We start from the raw sequence: 21,409 nt of genomic DNA on the forward strand, positions 1-21,409 counted from the left end.
ATTATTTTGCAGGTGCACTATGGATTGACTTTCCTTCTAATTGGTGAATTGCTTCCATAAATGCTTCTGATAGAGTTGGGTGAGCGTGAATCATCTTGCCTATTGACTCAACTCCCATATCATTTGCCATAGCAACTGTTCCTTCATGAATTAAGTCATTTGCATGAGGTCCAATAATATGGATACCTAAAATTCTCTTTAAGTCTTCAGTTGCAAGAACTTTTACAAATCCATCAGCTTCTCCTAATGAAACAGCTTTACCATTTCCGCTGAACATAAATTTACTCTTAACATAAGGAATATTTTGAGCAATAACTTCTTCTTCAGTTAAACCAACTTGAGCAACTTCTGGTAAAGTAAATGTACAAGCAGGAACAATATCTAAATTAATTTCAGGATGTTCTCCCATTAATTTTTCAACAACATGAATTGCTTGTGCACTTGCAACGTGAGCAAGTTGAACATTTCCATAAACAACGTCACCAATAGCATAAATATGGTCAACATTTGTCTTAAATCCTTTATCAGTAACTACAGCTCCTCTTTCAGTAACAACCCCAGCTTTTTCGATTTCTAATCCATCGATATTAGCTTTTCTTCCTGTTGCTAAAAGAACCATTGTACCTTCAGCTTCTTCAACTTTATCTTTATCAACTCTCTTAGCTGTAACTTTTAATTTACCGTTTTCTTGCGTAATTTCACTAGCACGAACTTTATTTACAATCTTAATTCCCGCTCTTTTGAAAATACTTGGAATTCTCTTTTGTATTTCTCCGTCAGTTGCAGGTAAAACACCGTTAGTCATTACAGTTACTTTTGAACCGAATTGAGCATAAATACTTGCAAATTCCATTCCAATAACTCCACCACCAACAACTATAAGTTCTTCAGGAATTTCTTTTAAATCTAAGAACTCATCACTAGTAATTACATTAGGCAAATCAGTTCCTGCAATTGGCGGAACACTTGGTTTAGAACCTGTAGCAATGATTATGTAATCAGCTGTTACATCTTTTTCTGAACCATCATTTAATTTAACATGAATTTTATGAGGATCAACAAAAGAACCAAAACCTTTCAGGTATTCAATATTTGGATAAGAACCAATTAAGAATTCTACCCCACCTACGATTTTTTCAACAACTTCGCATTTTCTTTCATTAAGTCTTATTGGATCAATTTTACATTCGTCCATAAGTAAACCGAATTCTGCTTTTCTATGAATATTTTCCATAATTTCAGCATTTTTCCAAAGTGTTTTTGTAGGGATACATCCTCTATTTAAACAAGTACCACCCGGTCTATCTGCTTCAATAAGTACAACTTCTGCTCCCATTTGTGCAGCTCTAATAGCAGCCTCATATCCTCCTGGGCCTGCTCCAATAACAGCTATTTTAGTCATAAAACACACTCCTTAATAAATTTTTTTAAGTTTTCACTCACTAAAATTATATATCAAAAATACTTTTTTTTCAAGTTTTTAAGTAAAATTTACTATATTTGCAATAAACTATTTAAAAGTATTTAAAATTATACAAAATAATTAATATAAACAATTTTATAAAACACTTGTCTTTACTATAAATGAAAGTATTACAATACCTGTACTAAATATAATATGTCCAATTATCGCGCTTTCTATTCTTTTTGTCTTTAAATAAACATATCCAAAAGTCAAGGATATAATTACAGCTTCTACTACGACAGGAAGTGCATGTTTTACATTTATGAGTGCAAACAAAATTCCTGATAAACAAGCTGGTGTAAATAATCTAACAAATTTGTATCCACCTTCATATAAATCATATAAGTAGCCAAATACTACATTTCTATATACAATTTCAGTTACAAAAGGAATAATAAACACCATATTTATTAAGGCAATTTTATTATTAGATACCAGATTTTTAATTCTAATAAATTCTCCGGTCATATCATAGGGATAACCTAAAAATCCTAAAATTTTATATATAATTTGCATTACAACTATCAAAGCTATCCCAGAATATACCCCAATCAAAATTGATTTTACTAAAGGTTCCTTTTTACTACCTTTGGATATTGAATTTGTTGGAAACTTTTTACAAAACAAATATACTAAAACTCCAAAAATCAAAAGTAAAATAATATTTATATTTGATAGGTTTTTAAGTACAAATTCTGATTTTAAATATTTATTTGCCAATGTAGAAAATCTTAAAATCCCTAAAAAATACACCAATGATATTATTAATGATACAATAAAATTTTTTGTCTTAACACTCATAACTTCCTCCTAAAATTTTTATTTTATAAATAAATTTTTTATATGTTAATTTAGAAAAATCTCATAATTGTTATAAATATATTAACTAAAATATGAACAGTTATAGCTGAACTGATTCTCTTAGTATATAAGTATATTGCTGAAAAAGATATTCCATAAATTATATACTGAATCATAGCCAAATGAAATACACCATCATGTGTTGAACCGAAGATAATAGATGATATTATCATAGATGTTATTATCCTAATATATTTATTACAACCCGAATGTAAATCATACAAATATCCAAACAGTATTCGTCTATACACCAGTTCTTCAAATATATTTACCGAAGCTATTGAAAATAAACTTACAAACAAATTAAGTCTTTCAGTACCCCTAGTATTTTTTGCATTCAAACTATAAACCTCAAGTTTGAAAATACTTTCAATGTATGAAGCTAAATATATAATCAACATAGTAAAAACAAAAACTAATATCGAAATAATTATAGATTTTTTTAAGTCCATTTTTTCTGAATTATCTATAGAATTTAATTTTCCATTAAATATATACTTTATAATCAAAAATATTATACAATTTCCAAATAGACAACAAATCCCACCAACAAAGAAATTATTTACAATTGGATTTTCAAAAAATTTAAAAACAAATATTTTCCCAAAAAATAAAGAATTTAAAATTTTCTGCCTAAAGATGAATTCAAAAAATAGAAACATTAAAACAGGTAATATCCACTTTTTAATGTTTTTTACATTTACCATTATTTCCCTCCTAGACAAATAATATTTATAAAAGATATAAGCTATATTTCTATAATAATTGCTCTAAATAATAGTACGAATAAGTCGTACACATATATTATATAAGAAATGTATAGCTATGGCAGCCGAAATTCTCTTAGTATAAAAATAAACAATTGTAAAACTTATCCCGGCAATAACGTAATAAATCATCCCGGAACTAAGTACTCCATCATGGATTGCTCCAAAAATAATCACCGATCCCAACAAAGATGTAATCAATCTTACAAATCTATTGCATCCTGAATGTAAATCATATAAATATCCAAATAACAATTTTCTATATACAACTTCTTCAAAAGTAACAGTAAAAAATGTAAAAATAACATAAATAAATTTATTTCGCATATACATGTCTCTAATATAGATAGCAGCTGCACTATTGACTGACGAACCTAAAACATCATATATAATATAAGTTAATAAATAAAATATGATTATTGTTAAAACAACAGCCAAGACTACTATTATAGTAGATTTTCTTAAACTCATTTTATCAGAACTATCTATAGAAGTTAACTTTTCTTTGAATATAAATTTAGAAATCAATAAAATAATTACTGCAACAGCAAAATTTAACAATCCAAAAGAAAAAGTCTTATTCAAAAAAGAGTTTTCAAAGAAATTAACAACTAAATAATCCCTATCTAATAAATATTTTACTAAATACTGTTTATAAATAAAATCACAAAAAACAAACATTAAAACTGGTGCTACCCATTTTGTTAAGTTTTTTCCATTTAACATAATTTCCTCCTTGTTCTTAAAACCCTAATTTATATTTCTCTACAATAATTTAAAAAATTAGAAAAGATTATGTAAAATATGGACAATAATAGGTGACGATAATCTTTTAGTATAAACATATAAACTGGATAAAATTATACCAGAAGTAACATAAAATAACATATAAGGATGGAAAACTCCATTATGTATTGAGCCAAATACTATTGAAGATACAATTAATGCAGTAATAAATCTAATATATTTATTACATCCTGAATGTAAATCATATAAGTATCCAAATAATATTTGCCTAAACACAATCTCTTCAAATATAGGAGCTACAAATACGCTATCAAAATTTCTATAAATACTAACTTCTTTTGCTGTTTTTATAGCATTATCATTAATGCTATTAACATTTCCAAATACATTATACACAATAACGGAGATAATCTTATCAAGATAAAAACTAATTACAAATACTACTACTGAAATCAGTACTGATTTTAGTAAATTCATTTTTTTAGAAGCATCTATTGAATTAAATTTATCCTTATATACAAAATGAATTAAACATATAAAGAAAATTATTATTACAATATGAGCAAAAAAATGTATAAATGCAAAATCCTTTGTCCCATATTTTATAAAAAGTTTTTTAGATATTTTGCTGTAACATTCATAAACTAAAAACATCAAAATTGGTAATATCCATTTTTTAAAGTTTTTTATATTTAATAAATTAGTATCTAGCATTATTTTCTCCTTTATTATATTTTCATAATGTTAGAAATAAATTATAAATCTCCTAAAGTCTAAAAGTAAGTTAAATAAAACATGTACAATTATTGGAGATGATATTCTTTTTGTATATAAATAAAGTCCAGATAAAATAAATCCATGAGTTATGTATTGAAGCATTGCAGGATGGAATAAACCATCATGTATTGATCCAAATATAATTGCAGATATTAGTGCTGAAGTTATATATCTAATATATTTATTACATCCTAAAAATAAATCATACAAATATCCAAACAACAGTTGTCTATAAACTAGTTCCTCAAGTGTTGATGTTACAAAAGAAAGCCCAACTACTGGTAATGGATTAGATTTAAATTCTTTTGTAATAGCATCTGCATTGGAACTATTTAAGCTAATATGACTAAAAAGAAAAGATTGTACCCACATAACCCCATATATAATTCCTATAGTTAAAAATAACACAACTATTGAAATAATAATAGATTTTTTTAAGTCCATTTTTTCAGAACTATCAATCGAATTTAATTTTCCTTTAAATATAAATTTAATTAACAAAAACAATATAATTGCAACAATAAAATTACCAATTAATATCGATTTAGAAAAATTACCTGCTCTATTTATTACAATATAAGAAATCATCTTATCAAATATAAATTTATAAGAAATTAATAAAATAATTGGTAATATCCATTTTTTAAAGTTTTTTACATTTAATAAATTAGTTTTTCTCATAAAAACTCCTTGACCATATATTTTATTGAATAACAATTTGTTAAAATTCATCTAAAGAAAGTGTAAATGCAGTATAATAATCACTATGCAAAGTAATGATACCATAAAGAAAACGTATTTGTCAAGATGAAATAACAAAATATTGTAAAACAATAAAAATGCTAATTATTATAAAATATAATTATTGAAAAAACAGTATTTTTTATTTAATCAAAAATTTATTTATTAATTTTATTTATAAAAAGCTAATATAAAATTTATTATATATCTGTATGCAAACATTTCTATAAAGATTATTTTAAACTCAATAAAAAAACTCCAAAAGTTTTTACACTTTTGAAGTTCTAATTATAAAATAAAAAACATTCACTTAATATTACGCTGGAAATCAAATCTCTAATATGTCATCTCAATCGAAATTAAACGACTTGAAAAAAATCTAGTCTTTATTTTGTTTACTTATAATCTAATTATGAGATTTCCAGAGCAATTGTATCTAATTATACAATTGCTCTGTCAGACCTACTTTTATTTGAAAGCAAACAAAGTTAGGGCTAGATTCACTACACTTCGCTTCGGTCGAAATGACGTGCAAAGAGAAAATCTAATTTAATAGCATAATGTTAAAAGTTAATAAACTTAAAACCATATTAATACTCTATAAACATAACAAAAATATTCATATCGTGTTGACGTTCATTTCAAATCCCTAATATGTCATCTCGACCGAAGTTGAGCGACGCGAAACGAAGCGGAGAGATCTCATATAATAATATTTCTAACTATTTTTTACAAATACAAATTTATTCTCTAAAGACATTTCTTCAGCAAAACCATATCCATCTTTGTCAAATTTCTTTATATCTTCAATATTTTCAATTTTATTTTTAGTCATAAAGTTAAGCATCATTCCCCTAGCTTTTTTTGAAATCGTAGAATGTTTTTTTAACTTTCCATCAACTTTTTCAAAAAATTCAAAATCCAAAATTTGCTTCTCTGAAATGTACTTTTTAACAGTTTTTGAAAATTCATCACTTGCAAGATTAACAATAAAATCTGTGTCTTTTAAAATGTTCTTGGCAATATCATCTTTCCAAAAATTATATAAATTTCCCATTTTTGTTTTCATAAGAAAATCAAGTCTATATGGATTAATTAAATCAAAAGGTTTAAGCACTCCATAAAGTGCAGAAATAATAATTAAATGCTCCTTTATATATTCTAAATCGCACTCATCAAACTCTTCTCTTTTTATATTTTTATAACACATTCCATCATACATATAAAAAGCCTTGTAATAATCTTTTGAAACCAAAACTTCCGGAACATTCTTTATAATTTCATTTGTTTTATCAGAAAATTCAACTCCCAAAGAAAATCTCTCACAAGTTTTAGAAATTGTCTTTGCAGGTGATAAAATTATTTTCATATTTTTCTCCTTAAATCTATTTTAAAATAGCAATATTCCAAATAAAATACTACATTGATTATATTAAAAAATCTCATTATAATCAACAAAAAATAGCACTCTCGTGCTATTTTATAAATAATCATATAATATTGTTATTGATGTTTTTAAATTATTATCGTAGCTTTTAATCAGTTCTTCTATCTCACATTTAAATATATTTTCATCAAATGTTTTACCTAATTTATTTCCGTATAATGCTACTTGCATACCTACAAAATATTCCTCTCCTTCTTTGTAGATTGCAAAATCGTGAATTGATTTTATATATTCAAACTGATTTTTCCAATTTTCAGTAATTTCTTTTAATTCAATTTCTCTTTCCGTAAAGTTTCCACCAACAGGTTCAACATGTATAACAAGTACAATTTCATATTTATCATAAATTTCTTTTTCAATAAGGCTCATAAGATTATGTGCTTTTACAAAATCCTCTTTATGTTGATGGAGTTGCTTATCCTCACCACAACGAAAAATTTGGACTTAATGAAAAATATTTTATAAATGGTGTTAAATTCTTTGTTCAAGCAGTACATGATTATTTAAAATAAATTTAAAAGCACCTAAATAATATTGATGTGAACCCCTAAATCCGGACAAAGGATTTGGGGGTTTTTGAATGTCAAAATATGATATAAAATTAAAAATAAAAGTAATTAAAGAATATGAAAAAAATAATATTAGTCAATCTGAATTATCAAAAAAATATAAAATACCACAAACAACTATTTCAAATTGGATAAAATGGTATTTTGATAATGGTATTGAAGGTATAAGTAAAAAATTTAAAAACAAAAGTTATACTAGTAATTTTAAACTGTTTGTATTACAATATAGAAAAACTAATAATCTAACTTTTAGAGAAACTGCTGTTAAATTTGATATAACAAATGATTCAATCATAGTTAATTGGCAAAGGAAATATGATGAATATGGATTAGATGGTTTAAATAGTAAAACAAAAGGAAGAAAGCCTAAAATGAAAAAATCTATACCAATAGAACAAAAAAGAAAAAAAATTTACAAGAAAGCGAAAGAGAAGAACTTTTAAGACTAAGAGAAGAAAATCTCCTATTAAAGGCAGCTATAGCTTATGAAAAAAAACTTCAAGCCTTGCTTATGGAAAAGGACTTAAAAACAAAGAAAAAGCAAAAGCGATAATTGAATTAAGCAAGGCAAAAGAATATAAATCAATTACAATATTACAATGGTTAAAAGTGGCTAAATTAAATAAAAGTTCCTTTTATGAGTGGAAAGAAAAACTAAATAAACAGATAAAGTCAAAAGAGATTTATATTATTGAAAAAATAAAAGATATAGTAAAAGAATCTAAAGGAAGATATGGATATAGAAGAGTAAGTAAGATATTAAGATTAGAATATGGACTTATTGTAAATCACAAGAAAGTTTTAAGAATAATGAAAGAAAACGAACTTTTATGTAAAAAGTTCAAAAACAGAGTTAGAAAGTATAATTTATATAAAGGAACAGTGGGAAAAATCGCAAAAAATGTTGTTAATAGGAATTTTAAAACTGATAAAACTTATAAATTATGGCTAACAGATATAACAGAATTTAAAATAGGAAATAATACAAAGAAAATATATTTATCACCTATTTTAGATACTTTTAATGGAGAAATAATATCATATTCAATAGGTTTTAGTCCTACAGTAAATTTAACGAATGTGTCATTAGAAAAATCTTTAAAAAGAACAAAGAAGATTTAACGATTCATACAGATCAAGGCTTTCATTACAAACATAGTAGTTTTGTAAGAACATTAGAAAATAACAAAATAAGACAAAGTATGTCTAGGAAAGAAAACTGCTTAGATAATGCACCAATGGAGAATTTTTTTGGAATATTGAAACAAGAAATGTTTTATGAAGAAAATTATTCTTCTTATGAAAAATTAATAGAAGATATAAAAGAGTATATTAAATGGTATAATACGAAAAGAATTAAGGAGAATTTAAAAGGAATGTCTCCTATTGATTATAGATTACATTCCTTTGAATAATTTATTTAACTCTCCGTGTTTTTGGGTTCAGCTCATAATTCTAACACTTTTATTTTTTTATTTTTCTATTTTCTTTTTCTTTTAACTACTACTAAAGCTATAGTAGATAGAATTAAAGGTATAAAAGATATATTTTGTATTGAAGTATTTGCCATAGAAGTATTTGTTCTTTTTGCATTATTATTATTTTTGCTTCTAGCTTTATCTTCTTTCTTAGAGTCTTTAACTAAAATACAAGTTTCAATACTTCCTTCTTTAAAGTTAAATTTAAACTTATGTTTTTTACAAGAAAGTTTTTTTATAAATTCATCTTTAAACTCAATTATAGTACTTCCCTTTTTTACATCATACATAGATTTATCAACAAGTTTTTCATCTACATAAACATCTTTAAAATCTTCTACTTCTGGAGATATTTTAAAAATTAATGTTTCATTTTTATTTTTATCAATTTCTTGATTTTCTCCAAATAAAAATTTTATTTGTGTTTTTTCTTCTGGTGTTTTAGGGTCTTTATGACTTGGATTTACAGGATTTATAGGATTTACAGTAGAGTTTTCTTTTTCTACAACTGTAACTGTAGCTTTTTTTATTACACTTACATTTTTATTTGTTAATTTAAATGTTATTGTATATGTTCCTACTTTGTCTTTGTTAAATCCACCTTCATCTATAATTTCAACTTGTTCTTTTAAATCGTTGTTTTTATTATCTTTTGCTTTAACGATTAATGATTTAAGATCTAATGTATCTTGTTGATGTATTGTAACATTTTTAACTTCAAGTTCTATAGTTTTTTCTTCAGATGGTGTTTTTTTAACCCATTTTGCAAAAATTGTAGTATCTGTTATTATTTTTTTATCAAAATCAAACACCTTTGTTAATTCACTATCTTCATACCAACCTTTAAAAGTATAACCATCTTTAGTAGGATCTTGTACTTTAGCTAATTTATTTGCACTTAATTGATTAACTTTTATAATTTGATCATCAATTTTACTTCCACCAAAAGTTTCAAACTTAACAGTTGATACAATTTCTGTAGTATATAAAGCGTTCATTACCATATCATCAGCTGATATAATATGAAGTTTTAAATCTTTATATCCTCTTGCGGAAATTATAATTTCATCATCTCTATTAAAGAAAGTTTTATCCTTAAATACAATACTTACCTTATCTAAAGTTTTATCAAGATTTTTATATTTTCCATCTTCTTTTGTAAATAGATAATGTTTTATTTCTTTTCCATTTCTTCTTATAGTTATAAGATTTATTTTATTTACATATTCACTATCTTCTTTTTTATAGCCGATTAAATTAATACAATTAACTTTCATAACTGATGGATCTTTCGATGAAATTTCTCCAAGTAGTGGTTCTTTAGGCTCTTTTGATTTATCTTCTTTTATCCATAAAGCTTTTAGAGTTATATCTTCGTTTAGGGTAATTTTTTCTCCTGGAAGATGTCTTTGTCCATTAATTTCCCAACAATCAAATTCCATATCTTTTGGAGCTAAAAATTCACAAACAGGAAGTTCATATTCTTCTTTTACTAATTTTTTAACCTCTTGCATAGTTCCTAGACCACCATTTTTATCAAATGTAATTGTAGCTTTTTTAGTTAATTTTTCTTTCCAAAGAGCTTTTATTGTTATATTTTTAGTAATTTGATATTGATGTCCTACCTCTGTTTTTTCATTCATATATTCCCAACTATCAAACTCCATACCTGAAGGTGCTGTAAAAGTACATTGTGGAACTGTAAAAATTTCTCCATTTTCAACTTCTACATCTTTCATTTCTCCACTACCACCATTTTTATCAAAAGTAACTTTATAAACTACCTTTTTACCTTCAATATTTGCACTTATTGAGTAATAGACATCATTTCCTACAAGGGTATCCTTTGTTATTTTTACAATAACATTTTTGTATTTGCTAGAAACAATAGTTATAGTATCATCTTTATCTAATTTTTCAGTAAATGAAAATTGTAGTTTTTTATTTGGATTAGATGCGAAATCTGTAGAGTCAATGCCTTTAACATCAGTTATTTCACTTGTCTTTCCTTTGTGATTTACAATAACTTTTTGAACTGATTTTAAATACTCATCAGATTTGTTATCATTAGAATAAGTTATAAAATGAGTAAAATCAGTTACATTTGTAGTCATTAAAAGTGGATTTGGCATTATAGGGTCAAGTTTTTCTTCTTGTGGATTTTCATTTTTCTTATCTTTCCAAAGAGCTTTTATTGTTAAATCTTTATCTACTTTTATTGTATCTGATACATTTTTTCTTTCATTATTTACTTGCCAAGCATCAAACTCTTGATTGTCTGGAGCTGTAAAAGTACATTGTGGTAATTTATAATCTTCATTAGCTTTTAGTTTTACAGCTTGCATTTCTCCGCTACCACCGTTTTTATCAAAACTAATTGTAACTTGTTTAACTTCTTTATCAGATAATGTATTAACCTTGGCTCCTATCATATATGTTCCTTTAGTTTCAGGTTCATCCCAAGCTCCATTAAACATTTGAAAAGAATTAATTCCATCGTTACTATCATCCATACCAAGTGCAATTTCTCCATCTAGTTTTGTAAATGCAATATAATAATCACCATTTACTTGAACATTTGAAATAGAAAGTTTATTCCAGCCTTCTTTTTCAAATGTTAAATCTTTTGAAAATAACACTTTTGATGGAAGTTCATCTTCAGTATTTTTATCATAAATAGAAATTCTATATTTACTATTAGTTAAATCTACATCTTTAGTTTTTGTAATAAAATATGAAATTTCTTTTATATCTACAAGTTTATCATTTGAAATTTTATTTGCAAATGCTCTATCCTTTAGGTCCATTCCTGAAAGCTTAGTTGCTTTTTCATCTGTATAACCTACATTTAACTGACTTTCTTGATAAACTTTTTCTAAAGGCATACTTACAGTTCCAGTTCCAGGAATTTTAATATTTTTTTCTAATCTTTTATAACCATCGCTTGTTGCAACTAAAGTGTAATTTCCAGATGTTAAGTTTGTAAATCTAACAGTTTCTCCATTTTCTTCTGCTATAGGTTCTAATTTCCCCTCTTTATAAAGTTTTACATTTCCTTTTATTGACTCATAATCAGAATCTTTTACATTAACTGATATAGCAACTTTTTTAAAATTATCTAAATAAAAATCTTTATTTACATCATTTGTAAGGTCTATAACTTCTTCTTTGTCCTTATAGCCATCTGCGCTTGCTATTACAGTATATTTACCAGCCGGAAGCTTTATACTAAACTTACCTGTTCCAGCTTCTGTATTAATAGTTTTTCCTGTTTCTTTAATTGTAATTTTTCCAACTAATGCAAGTATATCTTTTTTTTCGTTTTCTTCACTTAAATTTTGCATATTTAAAAGCTTAAATGGAGATACTTTTTCTATTATATTGTTATTTTTTACATCTTTAGTATTTATAGTAACATCGTCAATATACCAACCTCCGCATTGCTCCGGATCTGTATTTCCTTTATCACTTCCTGCATCAAGAACAAATTTAACTTTAAATTTATCTGTTAAATAATCTTTTTTAATTTCAACACCATTTGTAAACCAAGCATGTTTTATATGCTTATCTACTTCACTTTCATCTAAAGTATAAACTTTATCCCAAGTTTTTCCATCATCTTTTGAAAAATAAATTTCTCCTATATCTTGATTATATGAATCATACTCATCAGTTTTTCTTTTTCCACTTGAACCAAACCAGTTTTGGTAATAAAGCGTAGCATCTTTTAAAGTTGACAAGTCCATAGTTGGAGAGATAAGTGAATATTTTGTGTTAGGCTTTCTATGATCATTTAAATTTGTCGCCCAAACATTCATACCGTCATTTTTACCTAATGATTGAACACTTGTAGGCTTTTTATATTTTGCATCATATTTATCTCCATATTCTAATTTGCCAAAATCCCATTTTGTTTCTTTATCACTTTCTACACTTGTAAAATCATCTTGTCCTTTTTCAAAATCAAAACTTTTAACTTCTTTCCCTTCTGTAAAAGTATGAGATAAAATTTCAGAAGGCTCACTTTTATTTTCGCCAATCTTTGCAACAGCATAGTAATAATAAGTTCCTTTTTGTGGCTTTGGAATATCAACTAAATCAATAGAGTATTTTCCAAATCCATTTTTAGAATCTCCTTTTTCAACTTTTTTTATAAGTTCAAAAGGTCCATTTTTATCTTTTGATCTATATAGCTCATAAGATGTAATCTTTTCGTTTTTTACCGGAGAAAATGTGTAAATTAATCTACCGTCTTTTTTATCATTTAACTTTAAATATTCACTTGGAGTTTGTGGTATTTCTTTTGATGCTTCTTCTATTTTTATATCATCAATATACCAACCATTACCACTACTTTTATATTCTCCATTAGGTCTAAATCCAAACATTACACAAATTTTCTTACCCTTGTAAGCTGAAAGGTCAATGTATTCATCAACCCACTTTTCTTTTGAAGAGTTTTTATAACTTCTTTTTAATTCCCATTTTAAACTATCTGGATCACTATCTTCTTTAGCTTCTGCAATCCAAACCTCAGCAGTATCAAAAAAGGCTGATTCGTAATTTCCAAGGTCATAAAAATGTTTAAAACTTAAAGCTGGATTTCTAGTTTCTTCTGTTAAATCTATTGGAGGCATAACAAAAATAGAATTTCCACGAACATTTTTATAAGGTTGTATACCTATTAATTTTTTATTTGCTTCATCTTTTTTAATATTTCCCCATTTAAATAATTTTGATTGTCCGCCCAACTCAAAACCTGAAGTATCTTTTTCAAAATCTTGTATATATCCAATACCAACACCTTTTTGAACTTCAAATGAAAATTCATCACTCTTAGTAACTTTTTTGTTAATATCTGTAGCTTCAATATAATATTTTCCATTTGTAACATTTTTAAAAGTTGCAACCGGAATATTTACACTATAATAACCTGAAAGATTATTTCCATTTTTAAGTTTCATATCATAAGATTTATATTCACTACCAACATTTAAATAAAGTTTTACACTATCAACTCCAACATTATCTTTTACATTTGCATCAAAAGTTGTTTTATATGTTGTAAAAACCTTACTAATCGGAGTGTGATTTATAACTGGTTTTTCATTATCCACTCCCTTTGTAAGAATACGACCTTGTAAAAGTTTCATATTTGAAATATCTATATCTTTTCCCTTTTTTTGACCGATAGAAAGCTTAACTGCATTAAGAGCATCAACTTTTCCATGCCCATAACCATGGTTTGGAGTTGTTGTATAGTCATTGTCTTTTAAAGGTGTTGCAGTTTCATTTAAAATCTTTTCAATTTGATCAACACTTAAATTTGGATTAGCTTTAAGCATCAAACAAACAACACCTGTAACATGAGGACTTGCCATAGAGGTTCCAGTATAAATTGTATATTTTCCATTTGGAATTGAAGATAAAATATTAACTCCGGGCGCAACAATATCCGGCTTAAAATTTTCTGTATAGTTAGATTTACCTCTTAGAGAAAATTTTGCAACTATTTCATCTTGCCTAATAGCTCCAACTGCATAAGCTTGTGGATATGAAGCAGGTGTCCCTATAGAATCAGCCCCTCCTTCATTAAATTGACTTACATTACCTGCAGAAAATACAGGAAAAATTCCTGCTTCTCTCCATTTTTGAACCATATCTTGATAAAACCCATCTGTTGAATTCCCACCCCATGAGTTATTTACAACTTTTGGAGCCATTTCTGGATGAGGTATACCATTTTCATCTTTAGGTGCCATAATCCATTCACCCGCTTTTAAAAGCTTAGCATTATCTGTTTCACCATTTGAATCAAAAACTTTTACAGCCATCCATTTAGCATTCGGACAAACACCTAAAAGAGAGTTTTCTCTTTGACCCAAGATAGTTCCGCAAACATGAGTTCCATGTCCCCTATCATCATAAGGTTCTTCTTTATCTCCCGTCTTTTCATTTACAGCATTATACCAAGAATATCTTTTAAGCTTTTCATCATTTCCTCTATAATTATTTTTAATTGCAGGATGATTTCCATCAACACCAGAATCAATTATCGCAACAACAACATCGTTATTAGAATTTTCAACTTCTTTTTGTGCCTTATCTGCACTAATCATCTTTAAATTCCAAGGGATATGCTTTTTTTCCACACTAGATAAAGCTTCTCTATCTTCTGGAATATTATTTTGAAGCTTTGGCATCTTCACTTTTTTATTAATACAAATCTTTTCTACATCAGACCTTTTTGAAATCTTAACCAAAACTTCTTTTTTACAAACTACATTTATACAATTTATAATAAAAAATTGTTGATAATTCTTTACATTACCATCTTTTTTAGAACGTTCAAGAATTTCTATAATAGACTTTTGACTATCTTCTTTTAACTTTATAGACTTATCTACCATATCCTTTCTTATCTCATTTTGAATTTCTTCCTTAGATGCATTAACATTTTCTTTTTTAACAGCATCTTTAATTTTTGAAACATCAACTTGTTTTTTCAATTTGATAATTACATCGACAAAATCATCATCTTTGTAATCTTTTAACTCTTCTATCTTTTTTTGAAAATCTAAAGACTTACTTTCAGTGGCAAAAACACCACTAAAACTTGTAAAAATCAAAGAACAAAATACCACAAAAGATATGATTTTCTTAAAAATTTTCATATAATTCCTCCTAAAAAAATAAAATAAAATTAGCATAAACTAACAAAAAATATTTTATATCAATTAATAGTAATTGTCAATATCAAACTTTAAACAACATTTAATTTTTATAAAAACAAAAATTAAATAAAAAAAGAACACCCTTATATAAGAGCATTCTTTTAATAAAATAAATTTAACATCTTTAGTAAAAAATATATAAAAATTATTTTCATAATCTACTTAGATATTAAAATAAAATTTTTAATTTTATTTTAATTTTTAAATTTCGTATATTGTAAAATTAAATTAGCCACAAATGAAAAAATAGAAAAAAACATCTCAAAGAGGTAAAATAATAGTTAAGCTAAAAACTAAAGAAAGGAACCTCAATGAGATCCACAATAATTGTAACACAAAATATAAGCACTTAACAATAGATTTAAGAAAATTAATAGAGAAATGGAAAAAAGAAAGAAATAGTAATAGAGAAATAGTAAGATTACTAGGTAAAAATCATCAAACAATAAATAATGAAATAAAAAGAGGAAGTAAAAAGAGTAAGAATATTAGGAAAAATAATAGAAGAAAGACCAAAAGAAATAAATAATAGAGAAGAAGTAGGACATTATGAAATAGATACTGTAATATTAAGAAAGGAAAAGGGGCAATGTCTATTAACATTAACAGATAGGAAAAGTAGATATGAAATAATAAGGTTAATTGAAGATAAAACAGTTAAATCAGTAAATAGAGCTTTAAAAGAAGTATTAAAAGAGTATGAAATAAAAAGTATAATGGCAGATAATGGCTTAGAGTTTGCAAGACTATATGAAGTATTTGACTATGAAAATATTTATTATGCACATCCATATAGTAGTTATGAAAGAGGAAGTAATGAAAACCACAACAGACTCATAAGAAGATTTTTACCAAAAGGAACAAAAAACACTACTCAACAAAGAGTAGCATTTATTGAAGATTGGATAAATAATTATCCTAAAAAACTATTTAACTATAAAACACCTTTTGAAGTTTTTTCAATTGGCTAACTTATTCTTGCAATTTGTAAATATAATATTTTTAAAAGACCCTTATCAAAAAAGTCTAAATTCTAAATAGAATCTAGACTTTATTTTAAATATATTTCTCTGCCTGTGATAAATATAATTTCTTATATTCCAAAGAATTTTCGATGAGTTCATTATGATTTCCAAAAATAATTTTTCCATCTTTCATAAACCATATTTCATCAGCAATATGAACTGATGCCATTCTATGAGAAATCATAAATATTATTTTATCTTCTTTTATATTTTTTAAAATTTTATAAACAGAATTTTCTTTTTCAATATCAAGACTTCCTGTTGGTTCATCTAAAACTAGTATAGGACTATTTTTATAAATTGCCCTTAAGATTGCAATTAATTGTGCTTGACCTCCTGACAATTCAATATTTTCATCATCAAGTTCAACTCCAAGTTTATCATCTAAATTAATTTTAAAATCTTCTTTTTTTATACCAAGTTTATCAATAATTTTAAAAATTTCTTCATCCACAATTTCATTTTCGTCTTCATTTTCAATTAATTTACAGCAAATATTTTCTCTTAATGTTATATCATCAATTAGCTTAAAATCTTGAAAAATTGTACTTATATACTTATTTTCAGTTTCATAAATAGACTTTCCATCATAAGTCAAACTTCCTTTTGAAACCTCGTAAAGTCCGGAAATAAGTTTTATTAAAGTACTTTTTCCTGCTCCGTTTTCTCCAATAATTACTACAATTTTAGGTTTTTTTACTTCAAATGAAATATCATTTAGAACATAATTTTTAAAATCTCCATATTTAAAGTAAATATTTTTTGCGATTAATCCCAAATCTTTGCTCTCAATACTTCTCTCTACATTTTTCCCAATGTCAAATTCAATGAAATCCAAAACAGGAATGGTATATTTTGAAAATCTGTCCAAATTAATTATATTTTCAGAAAATTCATTCATACTGCTTGTAAATTTTAGTATCCCTACTACAGTAAAACTAAAATCAGAAAAGCTGATTTCATTTTTATAAACCCTACTTGCACTAAAAATTATTACAAATAAGGTACAGATAATTGAATTTATCACTTCAATTATATTTACAATAGCCTTATTCCTATAAAAAGGTTTAAAACATTTTAATATATCTTTTATAGTTTTAGAAAATTTATTATCTATGAAACTTTCAAATTCATTTGATTTTATATCTAATACATCATCTCTATTCAAAACCATATAGCTATAATACCAGTATTTTCTATTTATCGGAGATAAATTTTCATAAAATTTACTCTCTTCCTTACTGCATTTTTTCTTTGCAAATATATTTACAACAAATAGGATAAGTAATACTATACTTAGATAGAAAGAAAAATATCCTATGGCAATAAAAGTTGTTAGCATAATGGAAATATTTTCTATGCTTTTTACAATTGCCTCTAATAAGTTTTCAAGACAATATTGATTTCTAAGGGAAAATCTTGCTCTTTCTTGTAAATTATGAAAATAAGGGCTTTCTAAATTAAAATAGTCTATTTCTGTTGATTTTTTCAGAAGTCCTTTTTCCATTTTAAGTAAATACTCTCTTGCAGAGTATTGGACTTTCCACTTTAATACTTCTTTAAAAATCCTTAATACAACAAAAACAATAGCCTCAAAAATCAATTTAATAGATACATTTTTAATATTTCCAATTTGTAAATATTCTGTAAAATCTCTAACCATAAATAAAGCTAGTAAAGTCAATAGAATATTAATTAAAATATCAATTGAAATTCTATTGACAAATCTCTTATCTATTTTAAAAGACAATTTTAAAAATCTGAAAATAGTTTTAAATGAATTAATCATTTTTATCACCTACTTTCAATTTAAACATACTTTTAGTCAATTCTTTTAAGTATCTATAATATTCAGATCTTTCAATTAATTCAAAATGAGAACCTGAATCTAATATTTTTCCATTATTTAAAATATAAATTTTATCCACAATATTAGAAATAGCCAATCTATGGGAAATAATAATAAATCCCTTTGTCTTTTCTTCAAGAGATAATCTATTATAAAAATCCATTTCTTTTTTAGCATCAAGTGCAGATGTGGGTTCATCTAAAATTAACATCGTTCCACTTTTAACTAATGCTCTTAGAATAGTCAGCATTTGTAATTGACCACCTGAAGGTTCAAAAACATCATCAAAAAACTCTTTTCCAAATCTGGTATTCAAATCTATCAATTTTCCATTTACATTGTCAAGTTTACAACTTTTTAAATATTCTTCAATATAATTTTCTTCATATTTTTTCACACTTTCAAACCCGAATAAATTTTCTTTAAGTGTCCCTGCAAAAAAATGTGAATTTTGAAAAACGGCTGAAAAATAAGCAAGTCTTTCTTTTGCTGAAACTTCTTTCCCATTAATGAGAATTTTTCCGCTTGTTTGATTGTAAATTCCCATAATTACTTTTATAAGTGTACTCTTTCCGGCACCATTTTCTCCAATTATTCCGATTTTATTGAAAGATGAAAACTCCATATTTATATTTTCTAAACTGTATTTATCAGTATTTGGATATTTAAAGTAAATATTTTTAAGTTCAAAGGATGCTTCTTTATTTTCCATATTGGCATTTTTACTTTTTAAACTATTTTCTTCTAAATGTAAAAGGTATTTATCAAACATTTTTATATTTTTCTTTAAATCGGATATAATTCTTAAAGACTCCTTTTCATTAGTTACAAAAAGTTGATACATACTGAAAACTATAAAAATTGTAGATATAGAAATGGAATTAATACTAAATAAGTATATCAACATTCCAATTGTAAGAATATCAGTTATAATTTCCAAAAATATTGAAATAATCCCTAATTTTATACCTAAATTAGTTTTATTTTTTATAATAGTCATTGCTTCATTAACAATTTTCTCATATCTCTTTAAGATTAGATTTCCTAAATTAAATATACGAATATCTTTTCCGTATTCATTTCTCATACTAAAATTATTGTAATATTCAAGTTTTGTCAATACATTTCCTTGCTCTAAATCTGTATCCAAGTCAAATTCATTAATTTTTTCTCTTAGAGGATATGCTCCAAGTTGAATTAAAAATGTAAAAACTACAATGTAAAAAGAAGTTTTCGAAATAATAAAGCCTGAAAAAATAAGCAATACAAAAATAGGAATAAAATTTACTAAATCCATCAAAATTGCACTAAAACCTGCATTATCATAAGCTAAAAAATTCCAAGCTCTATTCATTGAATATTCAAATTTAGGATTTTCAATATCTTCCATATTCTTTTGTAAAATTGAGTTGTTCAGTTTTCTTGCTAACTTAAATCTAAAACGAACTACTTCATAAGATAGCTTTGAAAATAAAATACTTGACATAATTTTAGAAAATATAATTATAGCAAACAAAAAAAGTATAATAAAGATAAATTTATTATAACTATATATTTTATTTTCGACTAAAGAAAAAATATATCCAAAATAATAAGCATCTAAAAAATATGCAACTATAAAACTAATATTATAAATTAAAATTTTAAAAATATTTTTTCTAATAAAAGGTAATACTAAATTTTTCATAAATTTTCTCCAAATAAATTGCTACCCTGATTATATAAAAAAATTACATAGACGTCAACTTATACAAAAAATAGCACCGAAGTGCTATTTTAAAAATATTCATATAAAATTGTTATTGAAGTTTTTAATTCTTCATCATAATTTTTTATCAGTTCTTCAAGCTCTGATTTTAAACTATTTTCGTCGAAATTTTTATCCAATTTGTTTCCATCTAATGCTAATTGCAATCCTACAAAGTACTTATCTCCCTGTTTGTAAATTGCAAAGTCATGCATTGATTTTATATAACTAAACTGATTTTTCCAATTTTCAGTAATTTCTTTTAATTCAATTTCTCTTTCAGTAAAGTTTCCCCCTACCGGTTCAACATGGATTACCAATACAATTTCATATTTTTCGTAAATTTCTTTTTCAATAAGGCTCATAAGATTATGTGCTTTGATTAAACTCATTTCAGCATCAACTTCAACATCAACAGTTGCAATTGTTTTAAGATGTCCATATCTATGAAAAGTGTAATTGTGTATTCCCAAAATTTCTTTGTGATTTTCAATGTCTGTCAAAACTGACTTTATCAATTCTACACTTGGTGCCTCTCCAATAAGTTGACTTATTGTTTCCTTTGCCAAAGAGAAACCTGAGAATAGAATAAATGCAGAAACTATTAGACCTACAACTCCATCAACCGGAAAAGTAGTATAGTTAGCAAAAATCATTGCAATTAAAACAACTGAAGTTGTAAAAACATCACTCAAACAGTCAATTGAAGTAGCCTTTAAAATGCTTGAATCTATTGCTTTGGAAAGTTTTCTATTGAATAAACTCATCCAAAGTTTTACAAAAATAAAAATCACTAAAAAAGCAATTCCTATTTTCCCCATAATAATTTTTTCAGGATTTATAATTCTTTCGATAGATGTCTTTGCAAATTGAACTCCTACAATCATAACCATCATTGAGATTATTAAGGTAGTTATATATTCAACTCTTCCATGACCGTAAGGATGATCCTTATCTGGTGGTGCAGAAGAAAATTTAAAGCCTAAAACTGTTGCAAAGGAATAAATAGCATCCGAAAAATTATTAACTGCATCAGCTGTTATTGAAACCGAATTTGCTAAAATTCCGATTACAAATTTTGATACTCCCAAAGTAACATTTAAAAATGTTCCTATCATTCCTGAAAGATATCCGACTTTTTTTCTATCATATTTATCTGTGTTTTCAATTTTCGAAATATTCAATATTTTTTTCTCTAACAT

General features: G+C 25.6%; 16 protein-coding genes and 1 pseudogene. 5 read left to right on the plus strand and 12 right to left on the minus strand.

Annotated elements, in window-relative coordinates; all coding sequences use genetic code 11:
* Nucleotide 1: 1 nt before the first annotated feature.
* From lpdA to RWJ08_RS03430, 8 genes are all read right to left on the minus strand, one after another.
* Nucleotides 2–1,402 carry a dihydrolipoyl dehydrogenase gene (gene lpdA / locus RWJ08_RS03395; protein WP_009354968.1) on the minus strand — a complete coding sequence of 467 codons (1,401 nt, stop codon included), beginning with the start codon at nucleotides 1,400–1,402 and terminating at the stop codon, nucleotides 2–4.
* A gap of 156 nt (nucleotides 1,403–1,558) precedes the next feature.
* Entirely contained in the window at nucleotides 1,559–2,266 is a 708-nt protein-coding gene (locus tag RWJ08_RS03400; RefSeq protein ID WP_313961074.1) for a CPBP family intramembrane glutamic endopeptidase, read from the minus strand.
* A gap of 50 nt (nucleotides 2,267–2,316) precedes the next feature.
* Entirely contained in the window at nucleotides 2,317–3,033 is a 717-nt protein-coding gene (locus RWJ08_RS03405) for a CPBP family intramembrane glutamic endopeptidase (protein WP_313961075.1), read from the minus strand.
* A gap of 63 nt (nucleotides 3,034–3,096) precedes the next feature.
* Nucleotides 3,097–3,819, minus strand: coding sequence for a CPBP family intramembrane glutamic endopeptidase (locus RWJ08_RS03410; protein ID WP_313961076.1), 723 nt, complete (start codon nucleotides 3,817–3,819; stop codon nucleotides 3,097–3,099).
* A gap of 57 nt (nucleotides 3,820–3,876) precedes the next feature.
* Nucleotides 3,877–4,554: a type II CAAX endopeptidase family protein gene (locus tag RWJ08_RS03415; RefSeq protein ID WP_313961077.1), complete on the minus strand. Its 678-nt coding sequence runs from the start codon at nucleotides 4,552–4,554 to the stop codon at nucleotides 3,877–3,879.
* Nucleotides 4,555–4,584: 30 nt separating this feature from the next.
* Complete coding sequence (locus RWJ08_RS03420; RefSeq protein ID WP_313961078.1) at nucleotides 4,585–5,298, minus strand: type II CAAX endopeptidase family protein; 714 nt, start codon at nucleotides 5,296–5,298, stop codon at nucleotides 4,585–4,587.
* A 778-nt stretch (nucleotides 5,299–6,076) separates the two neighbouring features.
* Nucleotides 6,077–6,727 carry a YaaA family protein gene (locus RWJ08_RS03425; protein WP_293439242.1) on the minus strand — a complete coding sequence of 217 codons (651 nt, stop codon included), beginning with the start codon at nucleotides 6,725–6,727 and terminating at the stop codon, nucleotides 6,077–6,079.
* Nucleotides 6,728–6,838: 111 nt separating this feature from the next.
* Nucleotides 6,839–7,174: a hypothetical protein gene (locus tag RWJ08_RS03430; protein ID WP_009354838.1), complete on the minus strand. Its 336-nt coding sequence runs from the start codon at nucleotides 7,172–7,174 to the stop codon at nucleotides 6,839–6,841.
* A gap of 8 nt (nucleotides 7,175–7,182) precedes the next feature.
* On the opposite strand from RWJ08_RS03430, the gene RWJ08_RS03435 reads away from it, so the two are divergent.
* The 4 genes from RWJ08_RS03435 (at nucleotide 7,183) to RWJ08_RS03450 (ending at nucleotide 8,789) form a co-directional block, all read left to right on the plus strand.
* The gene (locus tag RWJ08_RS03435; protein ID WP_255260946.1) at nucleotides 7,183–7,317 is read left to right on the plus strand and encodes a hypothetical protein; all 135 of its coding nucleotides are present in this window, start codon (nucleotides 7,183–7,185) and stop codon (nucleotides 7,315–7,317) included.
* Nucleotides 7,318–7,385: 68 nt separating this feature from the next.
* Nucleotides 7,386–7,817: a helix-turn-helix domain-containing protein gene (locus tag RWJ08_RS03440; RefSeq protein ID WP_313961079.1), complete on the plus strand. Its 432-nt coding sequence runs from the start codon at nucleotides 7,386–7,388 to the stop codon at nucleotides 7,815–7,817.
* A 166-nt stretch (nucleotides 7,818–7,983) separates the two neighbouring features.
* The gene (locus tag RWJ08_RS03445) at nucleotides 7,984–8,496 is read left to right on the plus strand and encodes an IS3 family transposase (protein WP_313961080.1); all 513 of its coding nucleotides are present in this window, start codon (nucleotides 7,984–7,986) and stop codon (nucleotides 8,494–8,496) included.
* 68 nt (nucleotides 8,497–8,564) lie between these two features.
* Entirely contained in the window at nucleotides 8,565–8,789 is a 225-nt protein-coding gene (locus RWJ08_RS03450; protein WP_255260971.1) for an IS3 family transposase, read from the plus strand.
* Between the two features lie 65 nt (nucleotides 8,790–8,854).
* Here RWJ08_RS03450 and RWJ08_RS03455 read toward each other — a convergent pair whose 3' ends face one another.
* A complete protein-coding gene (locus tag RWJ08_RS03455) occupies nucleotides 8,855–15,526 on the minus strand; it encodes a S8 family serine peptidase (RefSeq protein ID WP_313961081.1) in 6,672 nt (2,223 codons plus the stop codon).
* Nucleotides 15,527–15,902: 376 nt separating this feature from the next.
* On the opposite strand from RWJ08_RS03455, the pseudogene RWJ08_RS03460 reads away from it, so the two are divergent.
* Nucleotides 15,903–16,557: pseudogene (locus RWJ08_RS03460) on the plus strand (IS30 family transposase).
* 85 nt (nucleotides 16,558–16,642) lie between these two features.
* Here the strand turns inward: RWJ08_RS03460 and RWJ08_RS03465 are convergent.
* The 3 genes from RWJ08_RS03465 to RWJ08_RS03475 form a co-directional block, all read right to left on the minus strand.
* Complete coding sequence (locus RWJ08_RS03465) at nucleotides 16,643–18,400, minus strand: ABC transporter ATP-binding protein (RefSeq protein WP_313961082.1); 1,758 nt, start codon at nucleotides 18,398–18,400, stop codon at nucleotides 16,643–16,645.
* Nucleotides 18,393–20,147: an ATP-binding cassette domain-containing protein gene (locus tag RWJ08_RS03470; protein WP_313961083.1), complete on the minus strand. Its 1,755-nt coding sequence runs from the start codon at nucleotides 20,145–20,147 to the stop codon at nucleotides 18,393–18,395. The genes RWJ08_RS03465 and RWJ08_RS03470 overlap by 8 nt, the downstream gene beginning before the upstream one ends.
* An 89-nt stretch (nucleotides 20,148–20,236) precedes the next feature.
* Nucleotides 20,237–21,409, minus strand: a complete 1,173-nt coding sequence (locus tag RWJ08_RS03475) for a cation diffusion facilitator family transporter (protein WP_313961084.1) — start codon at nucleotides 21,407–21,409, stop codon at nucleotides 20,237–20,239.

Source organism: uncultured Parvimonas sp., assembly GCF_963524015.1.
GTDB lineage: Bacteria > Bacillota > Clostridia > Tissierellales > Peptoniphilaceae > Parvimonas.